Source organism: uncultured Pseudokineococcus sp., assembly GCF_947499845.1.
In the GTDB taxonomy this organism is placed as follows: Bacteria; Actinomycetota; Actinomycetes; order Actinomycetales; family Quadrisphaeraceae; genus Pseudokineococcus.
In genome coordinates this window covers 352,133-365,698 of sequence record NZ_CANMPM010000001.1, presented here as the reverse complement: position 1 = coordinate 365,698, position 13,566 = coordinate 352,133, and the positions used below count along the sequence as shown (strand labels likewise).

Sequence of the window (13,566 nt, the reverse complement as noted above, 5' to 3'; positions counted from 1 at the left end):
TATGTCGCCGTCCGCGCCCTGGAAAGCCGGGTCTACCACGTCCTCCGGACGGCGTGGTCGAGCGTCGCTCGGCGAGTCGTCGACAGGTCCGCCCTGACCCCGCCCAGACCGTCCCCGAGCGCCCGCGCAGGCCCGTCGGTGCTCGTCGACCCCCTCCTGGGGGCACGCCGGGGCGGGAGGGGGACGGGTCAGCGCGGGCGTCCGCCTGGGTCGCCGCGGCCGCCCCGCAGGAGGCTCGCGGACGTCACGCTGCCGCCGCCGAAGCGCGCCGCGGCCCGGTCGGCGGCCCGGTCGGCCTCGCGCCAGCCGCGGTCGGGCTCGTCGAGCCGCATCTGGCGGTGGGCCGTGCCGGCGGGCGCCAGCCCCTCGACGCGCACGCCCACGAGGCGGATGCGGGCGCGGTCCAGCCGCAGGCCCTCCCAGAGCCGGCGCGCGGCCGCGTAGACCTCGCGGCTCACGTCGGTGCGCTCGTCGAGGGTGCGAGACCGCGTGATGGTCGTGAAGTCGGCGAAGCGGACCTTGAGCACGACCGTCCGCCCGACGGTGCCCGCGGCGCGCAGCCGGGCCGTGGTCAGCTCGGAGAGCCGCAGCACCTCCCGGAGGACCACCGCCTCGTCGTCGACGTCGGAGGAGAAGGTCTCCTCCGCCCCGACGCTCTTCTCCGGCGCGGACGGCACGACGGGCCGGGGGTCGCGCCCCCACGCGAGGGCGGCGAGGTGCGCGCCGCTCGCCTCCCCCAGGGCGCGCACGAGCGTGGCGCGCGGGGTGTGGGCGATGTCGCCGACGGTCCGCAGGCCGAGCCGCTCGAGCTGCTCCGCGGTGCGCTCGCCCACGCCCCACAGCGCCGACGCCGGCAGCGGGTGCAGGTAGTCGACGACGCGGTCGGCCGGGACCACGAGCAGCCCGTCGGGCTTGCAGCGGGAGGAGGCCAGCTTGGCGACGTGCTTGGTGGAGGCCACCCCCACCGAGCAGGTGACGCCCTGCTCGTCCTCGACGCGGCGACGCACCTGCTGGGCGATCTCCCGGGGGCTGCCGAGGCGCCGCAGGGCGCCGCTGACGTCGAGGAAGGCCTCGTCGAGGCTGAGGGGCTCCACGAGGGGGGTCACGGAGCGGAAGACCTCCATGACCCCGGCCGAGACCTCGGCGTACCGGCGGTGCTGCGGCGGCAGGACGACGGTGTGGGGCGCGAGGCGGCGGGCCCGCCCCATGGGCATGGCCGAGTGCACCCCGAGGGCGCGCGCCTCGTAGGTGGCGGACAGGACGACGCCGCGGGTGCCGGCGCCGCCCACGACGACCGGCTGCCCGACGAGCTCGGGGTGGTCCAGCAGGGAGACGGACGCGTAGAAGGCGTCCATGTCGACGTGCAGGACGGTGCAGCCCGTGTCGTCGGCGTCCGGGCCCGCGACGGGGGCGCCGCCGACCGGGTCGGCCCTCCCCGCCCCCGCGGTGCGGTCGAGCTGCGAGCGCCCCACGGGACCTCCTCTCGGCGACGTCCTGGTCCGACGGCCAGCCTGACGGCGGGGTCCGACGACGGGCCGCGACGACGGATCTCCGGTGCTGCGTCCGGGCCGCGGGGCGGCCGGGACCTCTCGGGCGGGGGCTCGGGCGAGTCTCTCCGGCGGATCTCTCGGGCAGTGCGCGCCGGTGACGGCGTCAGACGGGCGCGGCGTGCAGGTGGAGCTGCCCGGCCGCGCCGAGGAGGGCGGGGTCGGTGCCGGCGACCCTCTCGAGGTCCTCGAGCGCCTGGACGGCGGCGGGGTCGAGGGCCGACCCGCCGCGGGGGGCCAGCGCCGGCAGCACCCCGACGCCGTCGGCGCGCAGCACGGAGAAGCCCGCGCCGGCGAGGAGCCGGCGGGCGCCGTCGGCGTCGAAGCGGCGCAGCAGGGGGTCCTGCGCGCCCCAGCGCCCGTCGGGGTCGCGCTGGAGGGCCCGCGCCTGGCGCAGGTGGCCGGAGGCCACGCGGGCGAGGAGGGCTCCCCCGCGGGCGGCGACGAGCGCGCTGAGGCGGCCCGTCGGCCGCAGGGCCCGCCGGCACGCGACCAGCGCGCGCCCCGGGTCGTCGACGACCTCGAGCACCCCGTGGCACAGCAGGAGGTCGACGCTCCCGTCGGCGACGTGGTCGGGCAGGTCCTCCGCGTCCCCCTGCACGCCGGTCAACCGGGCGCCGACCCCCACGTCGTCGGCCCGCCGCGCGAGGGCGGCGAGCGCGTCCGGGCTGGGGTCGACGACGACGACCTCGTGCCCCGCGGCGGCGAGGCGGACGGCGAGCCCGCCGGTGCCGCCCCCGAGGTCGAGGACGCGGGCGGGGGCGCCGTCGCGGGGCGCCGCGGCGGCGAGCAGGTCGTCGACGCCCTCGAGCAGCAGCGACGGCGCGGCGGGCCGGGCGCCGCGGCGCTCGGCGCGCGCCTGCCCCGACGGCGGCGCGGCAGGGGCTCCGGACGGGGCTCCGGACGGGGACCCCGAGGGCGGCACGGGCTCGGTCACGGGATGGGCGTCGGGCCGGCGGTCGGCGCCGGCCGCTGCGTCAGCTGCCACGTCGGGGCCTCCTCCGGGTGGGCGCCCACCCACCCTAGTGAGGCCTCCCGGCACGGCGGAGCCCCGCGGACCGCGGACGGGCGCGACCGCTCCCCGCGGGCGGCGGACGGGCGCGGCCGCGCCCCGGTGGCCGCGGGCCGGCGCGGCGGCGGGCTCGTGCGCGCTCACCGGCCCGAGCTCCCGGAGCTGGAGTGCCAGAGCTTGCGGGGCGCCCCGGCCGCCCCCCGGTCCTGGGCTGCCCGGTCCTGGGCTGCCCGGTCCTGGGCTGCCCGGTCCTGGGCGGCGCGGTCGGAGCCGGCGGAGCCACGAGCGGCTCCGCCCGGACGGCCGCCGCGGGCCATCCCGCGGGTGTCGCGCACGTCGCCCCCGGGCGGCCCGACGTCGCTGTACGGCGACTGCCGGAAGCCGCTGGCGTGGACCAGGACGCGGCGCGCCCTCGGGGCCCCCTCGGTGCCCGTGGCCCCCGCCCCGAGCCCGGACGCGGCCGAGACGGCGGCCGCCTCCTCGGCCTCCTCCACGGCGGCGGCCGCGGCGGCCGAGCGCGACGCGACGGCCACGGCCCGGCGGAAGGCCGCGGCGGCCGAGCGCTCCGCCTCGGCGCCCGCCGCGCGGCTGGGCCCGTCGTCGCGCAGAGCGCCGTCGTCGCGCCCGGTGCCGACGGTGCGCCCGGTGCGCTGCTCCACGGCGATCCACCGGGCGGCGGGCGCCCCGAGGTGGCGCGCCCGGTCCGGGGCCCCGGCCGCCACCGGTCGGGGGGAGCGCGAGCCCGCCGCGCCGACCACGGCGGCCTCGTCGTAGGCGGTGGCCTCCCCGGGGCCGGGCAGGGCCGCGAGGGCCTCGCGCAGCGCCCGGTCCCCGCCCGCGGACCAGACCGCCCACAGCGCCGGGAGGTCCCAGGCGCCGGTGGCGCGCAGGGACACCCCGCGGGGGCCCGTGCGGCGCAGCACCCCCCGCACGACGAGCAGCCACGAGCCGAAGACCGTCGCGGCGCAGGGCCCCTGCACGTCCTCGAAGAACGTCGCGTCGACGGGGCCCGTCGAGTCGTCGAGGGTGAGGAACACCACCCGCCGCCCGGAGCGGATCGGCGGCGTCTGCGTGGCCACCTTGACCCCGGCCACGAGCACCTCGCTGCGCGCGCGCCGCCCCACCAGCTCGCGCGAGCCGGTGGTGGCGAGCGCCCGCAGCAGCGGGGCGTAGAAGTCGAGCACGTGAGCGCTCGCGTCCAGGCCCAGCACGTCGAGCTCGGCGCGCACCCGCTCGGCGCCCGTCATCTCCGGCAGGCCGGACGGGGGCGCCTCCCCCGGGCCACCGACGTCGAGCGCCAGCTGGACCTCGAGCGCGCCCGCGGCCGGGGCGGGCGCCGCCGCCCGCGACTGGCGGGCCGCGGCGGCGGCGACGTCCGGACCTCCCCACCGCCCCGGCCCGGTCGGCCCGCCCGCCCGCCCGGCGTCGCGGGACCCCGGCCGCGCGGGCAGCGGTGCGGACACCCGCCCCGCGGGCCCGGGGGGCGACACGGAGGACGACACGGACGGGCGCCCGCGCCGACCCCCGGCGCGGACGGCGGCCCGGTCGGCGCCGCGCGTCCACCGGTCGAGGTCGCCGAGCTGCAGCAGCAGGTCCCGGCGGGTGACGACGCCCCGGCGCCGCGCGGGCGCCCCGGGGCCCGTGCCGTGGACCGAGTCCAGCGCCCCCGCGAGCACGAGCCGCTCGGCGACGGGGCGGCTGGGCCGTGCCCGCTCCCACAGGTCCTGCAGGGAGGCGTAGGGCCGCCCCGCCACGATCCGCGCCACCTCGGCGTCGCTGATGCCCTTGACGTCGGCGAGGGAGAGCCGGATGCCGTACCCGCGGGCGTCCGGGACGGCCGCGTCGGTGCGCAGGGCGGCGCCCCGCCACGGCGGCTCGCCGTCCCGCCCCGGCACGGGGACGCGTGGCCCGTCGTCCGGCGCCGGCGGGTCGACGGCTCGCGCTCCGGGGCGGCGCGGGGCTGCGCGGCCCTCACCGGCTCCGTCCTCCTCTGCCCCGTCGCCCCCGTCCCGCTCGTCCCCGTCGCGTCCGACCTCGACCCGCTCGACCCGGTACACGGCGTCGGAGGCGTTGACGTCGAGGCCGAGCACGGCGATGCCGAGGTTGCGGGCGTCGTCGAGCACGAGCCGCTTGGGGTACATGCCGGGGTCGTGGGTGAGCACCCCGGCCAGGAAGGCCGCCGGGTGGTGGGTCTTGAGCCACGCGGACTGGTAGGTGGGCAGGGCGAAGGCGGCGGCGTGGGCCTTGCAGAACCCGAACGAGGCGAACGCGGCCAGCACCTCCCAGACCCGCTCGGCCTCGGCGCCGTCCAGCCCGCGGGCGGCCGCGAGGGGGAACCACTGCTCGCGCACCTCGGCCTGCCCCTCGCGGGTGCCGAGGCGCCGGCGGACCTCGTCGGCCTCGGCGAGGTCGACGCCCGTGGTGGAGGCCACGAGCCGGATGACCTGCTCGTGGAAGACGACGACCCCGCAGGTCTCCTCCAGCGCCGGGTCGACGAGGGGGTGCACCCGCTGCGGCGGGTCCCAGCCCTGCCGGGCGCGCAGGAAGGGGGTGATCATGTCGGACTTCACCGGTCCGGGCCGGAACAGCGAGATGTCGGTGACGAGGTCGGCGAAGTCCTGCGGCGCGAAACGGCCCACGAGCTCGCGCTGGCCGGGCGACTCGATCTGGAAGCAGCCGAGGGTGCGCGCGGAGCGCACGAGCCGGTAGGTGGGCTCGTCGTCGAGGGGGACGGCGTCGAGGTCGATCCGGCCGGTGGCCGGGTCGAGGTACGGCGCGTCCTCGCCGTGCCCGCCGGCCGCGGCCGCGGCCGGCCCGTCGACCCGCTCGACCTCGGCGACGGCGTGGGCCATGGCGGACTGCATGCGGATGCCGAGGACGTCGAGCTTGAGCAGCCCGAGGACCTCGACGTCGTCCTTGTCGAACTGGCTCATGGGGAAGCCCGCCCAGCTGGCCTCGACGGGCGTGCGGTCCCCGAGGCCCGCGTCGGACAGCAGCACCCCGCAGGGGTGCAGGGCCACGTGGCGGGGCAGGGCGTCGAGGTCCTCGACGAGGTCGAGCAGCAGGGACAGGCGCTCGTGGCCCAGCCCGGAGGCGCGCAGCTCGGGCAGCTCGGCGATCGCCGCCCGGGCGTCGCGCGCCCGCACGTGCGGGAAGGACGTGGCGATGGCGCCGACCTCGGACGGCGGCATGCCGAGCGCCGCCCCGACGTCGCGGACGGCGTGGCGCACCCGGTAGGTGTCCATCATCGAGACGGCGCTGACCCGCTCGCCGCCGAAGCGCTCGACGACGCGGGCGTAGACCTCCTCGCGGCGGGCGGACTCGACGTCGACGTCGATGTCGGGCAGCTGGGCCCGCTGCACGGTGCAGAAACGCTCCATGAGCAGGCCCTGGGACAGCGGCTCGACGCCGGAGACGCCGAGCAGGTGGTTGACGAGGCTCCCCGCGCCGGACCCGCGCGCGGCCACGCGCACCCCGAGGCCGCGGACCTCGTCGCAGACCTGCGCCACGGTGAGGAAGTACGACGGGTACCCGAGCCGGCGGATGACGGCGAGCTCCTCCTCCAGCCGGTCGGTGACGCGGCGCAGGTGCGCGGCCGACGCCCCCGGGTAGCGGGAGCCCACGGCGCCCTCGCACCGCAGCCGCAGGGCGAGGTCGAGGTCGCCCTCGACGCCGAGCACCGAGGCCTCCGGCAGGTGCACCCGGCCGATGCCGAGGTCGGCCGCCGGGTCCAGGCGGCACCGCTCGGCGAGGCGGTCCGTGCAGCGCAGGAGCCCCGGCCCGCCCGCCCCGCCCGCCCCGCGGGCGGTCCGCTCCCCCGCGGCGCCGGCGGCGTCCTCGACGCGGGCGGCGACGTCGCGCATCTCCGCCGTGCCGGTGAGGTGCGCCCGCGAGCTCGTGCGGTCCAGGTGGCGCAGGTCGAGCGGCACGAGGCGCCGGGTGGCGTCGAGCACGTCGGCCGTGCGCGCACCCTCGGGGCGGGCGTGGCGGACGGCGCCGGTGAGCACGGCGGGCAGCCCCGCGGCGCGGGCGAGGGCGAGCATGCGCCCGGCGTGGGCGAGGCTGCCCGCGCTGCCCGGGGGTCCGTCGTGGCAGACGACCTCGACGGCCAGCGAGCCCAGCGGCAGCGCGTCGTACCAGCGGGCGAGGACGGCGCGCGCGACGTCGTCGCGCCGGGCGAGGACGGCGCGGCCGAGCTCGGAGGCCGGGCCGAGCAGCACGGTGAGCGCGGGGGCCCCCGTGCGGGCGCCGGTGGCGTGCTCGGCGACGAGGTCGAGAGCGGTGACGGGCGCGCCGCGCTCGCCCCGCAGGTGGGTGGCCGAGACCAGCCGGCACAGCGCCGCCCACCCCTCGCCGGGGGCGAGCACCTCGGAGCCCGCCGGGGCCGACCGCCGGTGCCGACGCCCGTCGGCGTCGGTGCCGCCCGCGTGGGCGAGGACGGTCACGCGGGGCAGGCGGGGGTCGACCGCCGCGCCGCCCCGCGCCGGGCCCCCCGCCGCCGCGCGCTCGCGCACGGCCCGGGAGGGGTCGGCCCACGCGGGCAGCCCGTCGGCCAGCCCGGACGGCTCGACCGCGAGGTCGACCCCGAGGACCGGCGCCAGGCCCGCCTCCGAGCAGGCCGTGACGTGCTTGACGGCGCCGTACAGGCCGTCGCGGTCGGTGAGGGCGAGGGTGTCGAGCCCCAGCTCGGCGGCCCGGGCCACGAGCGCGTCGGGGCTCGAGACCCCGTGCCGCAGCGAGTACCCCGACGCGACGTGCAGGTGCGGGAAGGGCACGGCTCAGCCTCCGCCGGCGCCGGGCGCACCGACGCGTCCGGGCCGGGCGCCGGCCGCGACGAGCCCGACCGGCCCCGTCGGCACCGGGCGCGGCAGCCCGAGGACGTCGGCGACCACCCCGGTGAACGCCTCGGCGTCGCGCAGCAGGTCGTCCGCGTCGCGCGCGCTGACGACGCCGGTGCGGCCCGCCTCGACGGCGGCCCGGCGCGGCGCCCCGGCCGCGAACAGCAGCGCCCACTCGGCGAGCTCCGGGCAGACCCGCGGGAGCACCTGCCACACCCCGAGGACGGCGCCGCGCCGCGGGCGCCCCCGCACCGCGAGGACGGCGGCGGCGCTGCGCAGGGCCGCCAGGTGCGCGGCCACGTAGCGCTCGCCCGGGCTGCCGGCGGCGCGCGCGGCCCCGAGGCCGTCACGGGCGCGCGCCAGCAGGTCGGCCGCGGCGGCGGCCGGCCGGCCTGCGAGCACCGGCCCGGCCCCCCGGTCGGCGCTCCCGCCCCGACCCGTGGGCGCCGCGCCGCGCACCGCCGCGCCCGTCGTGCTCGTCCTGCCCGTCGTGCTCGTCCTGCTGGTCGTGCTCGTCGTCGTCACCGGGCCCCCTCAGTCGTCCACGCGGCGCAGGGTCCACCCGCCGGGCACGGCGGGGTCCTCGCGGCACAGCTCGTACACGCCGCTGCCGGCGGCCCGACCGGCGCTGGCCTCGACCTGCCAGACCTCCCGGTCCAGCGACGGCGCCCGGACGGCCCGCGAGGCCCTCGGCGCGGCCGACCCGGCGGCCACCAGCACGGGCGCCTCCTCCGCGCGCTGGGGGTCCTGCTCCCACCAGGCCCGGCGCTCGTACCACCGGCCGAGGACGGCGCGCACGACGTGCAGCCGGCCGTGCCAGACGAAGGCCGCGGGCTGCTCGGCGGCGGCGCCGTCCGCGGGCTCGCCCTCGGACGCCCCCGCCCGCGGTGCGGTGCGGACGTCGACCTCGTCGTCGTAGGTGCGTGCCACGCTGCCCCCTCCGGCCCGGGCCCCGCCGACGGAGGCCCACCTCGTGTCGAACACCTGTTCGACGCACAGGAGTGAAGCGCGGCCCACCGACAGCCGTCAAGACGAGCCGAGGACACGCCGCGGGCGTCCCGAGGACACGCCGGTGGGCCGGCGGAGGACGACCCGGCGAGGGCACGGGCGAGGGCACCGGGGCGCGGACCACGGGCGCACGGCGGGCACCGCGGCGCGTCGCGCCCGGGCGGTGGCGGCGCCGGGGCCCGGCCCCACTAGCCTCCGCGCATGTCGCCGCCCGAGGCCGTCGCCGCCGGGGCGCCGGGCGCCACGCCGCCCGAGGTCGCCGCCGGGGCGCCGGGCGCCACGCCGCCGACGCCGTCGACCGCTGCGGCCGCCGAGGGCCTCCCGGCCCGCGACGACGTCGTCGCGCTCGCGGACGCCGACCCCCGGACCACGCGGGTGCGCCAGGCGCTCGCCGACGCGGGGGCGGAGGCGGACGTCGTCGTCCTCGACCACGTGGCCCGCTCCCCCGAGGACCTCGCCGACGAGCTGGGGGTCCCCGTCGGGGCGCTCGTGCGCTGCCACCTGCTGCTCGTCGAGGAGGAGGACCCGTCCGCGCCGACCGCCACCCGGTACGGCGGGGAACCGGACGAGGGCCCGTGGCCGCCGCCCGCCGGCGGGGCCGAGCGCCGCGCCGCCGGTGACGCCGAGGTGCCGGCCGTCCTCGTCCTCGCGCCCCAGCGGCGGCGCGTGCGCGCGACGGACGTGGCGGGGGCGGCGTCCGGCCTCGGCGTCACCGCCGTCCGCGCCGCCGCCCCCCACGAGGTGCTGGCGCTCACCGGCTGCGCCCCGGAGGACCTCCCGCCGACGGGCCTGCCGACCGACGTCCTGCGGGTCGACGTCGTCCTCGTCGACACCGCCCTGGGCGACCACGCCGTCCTGTGGGCGCCCGCGGGCCGCCCGGGCACGGCGATGAGCACCAGCTACGAGGAGCTGCTGCGCATCACCCTCGGGCACCCGGTCGAGCTGTCCTGACGCCGGCGCCCGGGCCCCGGCCCGGCGCGGTGGGGGTCAGTAGCCGCCGCCCTGCTGGCCGTGGTGCTCGGGGCCGGTGTCACCGCTGACGGCCCCGTCGGTCGAGGGCGCGTCCTCGCCCGCGGTGACGCCCGCCAGCGGGTCGCCGCCCGCGGTGCCCGTGGAGTCCGGCAGGTGGGTGGTCTCGTCCTGGTCCTCGGGGACCGAGCCGCCGCCCGAGGAGCGGGAGACGTAGTTCGTCTGGTCCGCCTGGACGGTCTCGACCTCGGCGTTGTCGAAGACGTCGACGTCGCGCGGCTCCTCCGCGCGGTCCCCCTCGGTCCCGTCGGCCCCGGTGCTGCCCGTCTGCTCGCTCACGCGTCCTCCTGGTGTCCTCGGCGGGCGTCCGCCCGCACGCGCCCCACCCTGGGCGTCCCGCCCGAGGAGCGCGAGCCCGAGCAGGACGGGGTGAGCACGACGGGCGAGCAGGGCGGGGCGAGCACGACGGGGAGCCCGGGCCCCGCAGGGGCCTCAGCCGCCGACGCGGTCGAGCACGAGCTCCGGGACGTCGGGGCGGGAGCCCTCGGGGGCGACGTCCACGGCGCCCTCGAGCGCCTCGCGGGCGCGCCCGAAGCGCTCCGGGGTGTCGGTGTGCAGGGTCATCAGCGGCTGGCCGGCGCGGACGGCGTCGCCCGGCTTGGCGTGCAGCTCGACGCCGGCCCCCGCCTGCACCGGGTCCTCCCGCCGCGCGCGCCCGGCCCCGAGGCGCCAGGCGGCGACGCCGACGGCGAGCGCGTCGAGGCGCACGAGGACGCCGTCGGCGGGCGCGAGGACGACGTCCGTCTCGCGGGCGCGGGGCAGCTCGGCGCCCGGGTCCCCGCCCTGCGCGGCGACCATGCGCCGCCAGACGTCCATCGCCCGCCCGTCCGCGAGCGCGTCGGCCGGGTCCGTCCCGTCCACGCCCGCGGCCGCGAGCATCTCGCGGGCCAGCGCCAGGGTGAGGTCGACGACGTCGCGGGGGCCGCCGCCGGCGAGCACGTCGACGGACTCGCGCACCTCGAGGGCGTTGCCCGCCGTCAGCCCGAGCGGCGTCGACATGTCGGTGAGCAGCGCCACCGTGCGCACACCGGCGTCGGAGCCGAGCGCCACCATGGTCTCCGCGAGCTCGCGGGCGCGCTCGAGGTCCTTCATGAAGGCGCCGGAGCCGACCTTGACGTCGAGCACCAGGGCGTCGGTGCCCTCGGCGATCTTCTTGCTCATGATCGAGCTGGCGATGAGCGGCACCGACTCGACCGTGCCCGTGACGTCGCGCAGCGCGTAGAGGCGCTTGTCGGCCGGCGCGAGGTCGGCCCCCGCGGCGCACACGACGGCGCCGACGTCCTCGAGCTGGCGGCGCACCTCGTCGGTGGACAGCGACGCCCGCCAGCCGGGGATCGCCTCCATCTTGTCGAGCGTCCCGCCCGTGTGGCCGAGGCCGCGCCCGGACAGCTGGGGGACGGCCGCGCCGCAGGCGGCGACGAGGGGCGCCAGCGGGAGCGTGATCTTGTCGCCGACCCCGCCGGTGGAGTGCTTGTCCGCCGTGGGGCGCGACAGGCCCGAGGAGAGGTCGAGCCGCTCCCCCGAGGCGATCATCGCCGCCGTCCAGCGCGCCGTCTCGGCGCGGGTCATCCCGTTGAGCAGCACGGCCATGGCGAGCGCCGACATCTGCTCCTCGGCGACGACCTCGCGGGTGTAGGCGTCGACGACCCAGTCCACCTGGGCGTCGGTCAGCGCCCCGCCGTCGCGCTTGGCGCGGATGACGTCGACGGCGTCGAAGGGCTCGGGCTGGGCGGCGGGCTCGGGCTGGGCGGCGGGCTCGGTGCTCACGACGGGACCCTACGACCGCCGCGGCCCCCTCCTCCGTCCCGCCCGGCCCCGTCGCCCGCTGGTCCCCGCCGACCCGGTCAGCCCGCCTGCGCCAGGAGCCCCAGCGCGTCCTGCACCACCGCGAAGAACAGCGGCTGGTCCACGGCCCCGGCGTCCGCCGCCTGCGCGACGAGCACGAGCTGCTCGCCGTCGGCGCGCTCGAGGTACCACGACGCGGCGAGGACGCCGGGGCGCTTCTGCCGACCCCTCCTGAGCCTCGCGTCCGGCCACTGCTCGAGCGGGTCACGCGCGCTGCGGCGTCGTCGACCGACGGGTCCGGCGACGACGCGAGCGGGTGAGGAGGGTGACGACGACCCGGGAGCGGGCTCCGGCCGCAGGGCGCCCGAGCTGGCGTCCTCACCGACCGCGCCGGTGGGATGGTCGCGGCGCCTGCAGGTGCAGGCCGACGCCTGGACCTGATGACGCCCGGAGGAGGCCACGTGGTGCGGAGGAGCCGGTGCGCACGGCGAGCGATGACGCGAGCCGCCGCTCTCCTGGTCTCGACCGGTCTGATCGCCGCCTGCGGCTCTCCCGCGCCGCCGGACGGCTTCCCCTCCGGCGACGCGATGGGCGTGCAGGACCTGCAGGCTGTCGAGGAGGACTCCCTCGTCAGCACCGTCGGCTCGTGCCCCGTGGGAGCCGAGCCCTTCTCCTCCCTCAGCGCCACGAACGGCCGCCAGGTCCGGTACGTCTCCGAGCAGCGACCCGTCGTCGGCCTGTTCGAGCTGGGGGCGAGCCAGGTCGAGGACGTCGTCGCTGCTGCCCGTGCCGCTCCCGAGGTCTGCTCGACACGACGGACTCGACTGCAGCTCGACGAGGACGTGGCAGCGGCGATCGCCTCCGGAGCCGGCCTCGACGAGTCCGCGGTGGTCGTGCTGACCGGCGAGGACGGCACCTCCGGGCCGGTCTCGGTGTACCGGAGAGCGGCCGCCGACCTCGGTGACGGCCGGGTCGTCGTCGTCACGACCGGCGACGTGGCCGACGGCCTCCTGCAGCAGCAGGCTCTCGCAGCCGTCGAGAGCGCCCGCGAGGTCACCGGGGTGCCGAGACGCTGACGTCTGGGCGGCGGCCGTCGCCCGCGCCACCGGTCCGGGCAGCCCGCCCTCGACGCGCGCCCGGCCCGACGGCGTCCGTCCGGGTGACCGGCGGTGCAGCAGGGGTCCCCGGTCGTCGCCGTCCCACCTCGCCGAGCACCCCGTCCTCGTCGAGCTCGCCCTCGACGTGCTCGTCGACGACCCGCGCCTGCGCGAGTCGCCTGGCACGCCCGCCTCGCTCGACTGGGCCCTCCGGAGGGTCGACCGACGGCGGCGACGGACGACCCCGGGCGGACCGGAGGACCTCCGGCCGCTGCGCTGAAGGACGTCCCGCCCCGTCAGGAGACCGAACGCCCTGGGTCCTGCTGCGCGTGGAGCGCCCGCAGCGCTGACGCGGGCGAGCCCTTCGACGTCCTGCTCCTCGACCGACGGCCGTAGCGCCGACCCGGAGCCGGGGAGCAGCGGCGTGGCGAGACGTCGACGGACGACTCGACGGCGTGACGGTGCTACCTGACCGGTGACGAGCCGGCGGACTGCTCCCCGTCCCCCGCGAGCCCGGTAGCGTCGCGCCGGACCGGCGGAGGACCGGGAGCGGCGTCGCGACTGCCGCTCGCCTGCACGAGAGGTGGATCGCCGGGTGACCTTCCCACTGCGCAGGAACGCGGCGACCACCGTCGCAGCCGTCGCCCTGGTGAGCGGCTGCGCCTCCTCTCCGTCGCCGCCCGCGCCCCTCCTTCAGCCGGATGATCTCGACGGCGTGGACGTGCTCGAGATGGACGACGAGCTCCCGCTCGGCCGCTTCCTGCCGTGCGACCTCCTCACCGACCCCCAGCAGGAGCTCGCCGCGACGGGCGTGCACGCCGAGTACCGGGTGGAGGTCGACGACGAGGACGGCATCGTGGTGACCGGCGCCTTCGCCCCGCCGGCGGAGCTGACCACCGACCTCCTCGACTTCCTCGACAGCGCTCCCCGTGCCTGCGAGACGTCGGACCGCGAGGTGCTGCTCGACACGGATGCGGCGTCCGCTGCGGCCGCGGAGGCGGGGCTCGCCGCCGACGACGTCCGGCTGCTCCGGAAGGGACCCGAGGAGACACCGGGCTGGCGCGCCTACGCCGTCGTCGGCCGTGAGGTCGTGGTCGTCGGCGCCAGCGGCACGGCGGTGGTCGGAGCACTGGACACGGCGACGACGGTCGCCGACGCCGTGCAGCGCCTCCAGGACGACGACGGCTCGTCGCCCCCCGCCTGACGGCGGCAGGTGCCCAGCACGCCGACCGTCCAGCGCGGCGAGGGCT

10 protein-coding genes are annotated in these 13,566 nt (G+C 79.3%); 3 read left to right on the top strand and 7 right to left on the bottom strand.

What is annotated here, in order from left to right; translation table 11 throughout:
• Nucleotides 1-188 precede the first annotated feature (188 nt).
• From dinB to Q0789_RS01725, 5 genes are all read right to left on the bottom strand, one after another.
• On the bottom strand, nucleotides 189-1,367 hold the full coding sequence (gene dinB, locus Q0789_RS01745) for a DNA polymerase IV (protein ID WP_366917598.1): 1,179 nt from the start codon (nucleotides 1,365-1,367) through the stop codon (nucleotides 189-191).
• Nucleotides 1,368-1,653: 286 nt separating this feature from the next.
• A complete protein-coding gene (locus Q0789_RS01740; protein ID WP_298801482.1) occupies nucleotides 1,654-2,535 on the bottom strand; it encodes a class I SAM-dependent methyltransferase in 882 nt (293 codons plus the stop codon).
• Nucleotides 2,536-2,699: 164 nt separating this feature from the next.
• Nucleotides 2,700-7,334 carry a PHP domain-containing protein gene (locus Q0789_RS01735; protein ID WP_298801479.1) on the bottom strand — a complete coding sequence of 1,545 codons (4,635 nt, stop codon included), beginning with the start codon at nucleotides 7,332-7,334 and terminating at the stop codon, nucleotides 2,700-2,702.
• A 3-nt stretch (nucleotides 7,335-7,337) separates the two neighbouring features.
• Nucleotides 7,338-7,799, bottom strand: coding sequence for an SAV_6107 family HEPN domain-containing protein (locus Q0789_RS01730; protein ID WP_363325975.1), 462 nt, complete (start codon nucleotides 7,797-7,799; stop codon nucleotides 7,338-7,340).
• A 132-nt stretch (nucleotides 7,800-7,931) separates the two neighbouring features.
• Nucleotides 7,932-8,327, bottom strand: a complete 396-nt coding sequence (locus tag Q0789_RS01725; protein ID WP_298801474.1) for a DUF6504 family protein — start codon at nucleotides 8,325-8,327, stop codon at nucleotides 7,932-7,934.
• A gap of 279 nt (nucleotides 8,328-8,606) precedes the next feature.
• On the opposite strand from Q0789_RS01725, the gene Q0789_RS01720 reads away from it, so the two are divergent.
• The gene (locus tag Q0789_RS01720; protein ID WP_298801472.1) at nucleotides 8,607-9,356 is read left to right on the top strand and encodes a YbaK/EbsC family protein; all 750 of its coding nucleotides are present in this window, start codon (nucleotides 8,607-8,609) and stop codon (nucleotides 9,354-9,356) included.
• Nucleotides 9,357-9,392: 36 nt separating this feature from the next.
• On the opposite strand, the gene Q0789_RS01715 is transcribed toward Q0789_RS01720, so the two are convergent.
• The gene (locus tag Q0789_RS01715) at nucleotides 9,393-9,713 is read right to left on the bottom strand and encodes a hypothetical protein (RefSeq protein ID WP_298801470.1); all 321 of its coding nucleotides are present in this window, start codon (nucleotides 9,711-9,713) and stop codon (nucleotides 9,393-9,395) included.
• A 153-nt stretch (nucleotides 9,714-9,866) separates the two neighbouring features.
• On the bottom strand, nucleotides 9,867-11,201 hold the full coding sequence (locus tag Q0789_RS01710; RefSeq protein ID WP_298801468.1) for a thymidine phosphorylase: 1,335 nt from the start codon (nucleotides 11,199-11,201) through the stop codon (nucleotides 9,867-9,869).
• A 512-nt stretch (nucleotides 11,202-11,713) separates the two neighbouring features.
• Between Q0789_RS01710 and Q0789_RS01705 the strand changes: the two genes are divergently transcribed.
• Together Q0789_RS01705 and Q0789_RS01700 are read left to right on the top strand one after the other, a co-directional pair.
• Nucleotides 11,714-12,295: a hypothetical protein gene (locus Q0789_RS01705; protein WP_298801466.1), complete on the top strand. Its 582-nt coding sequence runs from the start codon at nucleotides 11,714-11,716 to the stop codon at nucleotides 12,293-12,295.
• 736 nt (nucleotides 12,296-13,031) lie between these two features.
• Complete coding sequence (locus tag Q0789_RS01700; protein WP_298801463.1) at nucleotides 13,032-13,520, top strand: hypothetical protein; 489 nt, start codon at nucleotides 13,032-13,034, stop codon at nucleotides 13,518-13,520.
• Nucleotides 13,521-13,566: the final 46 nt, after the last annotated feature.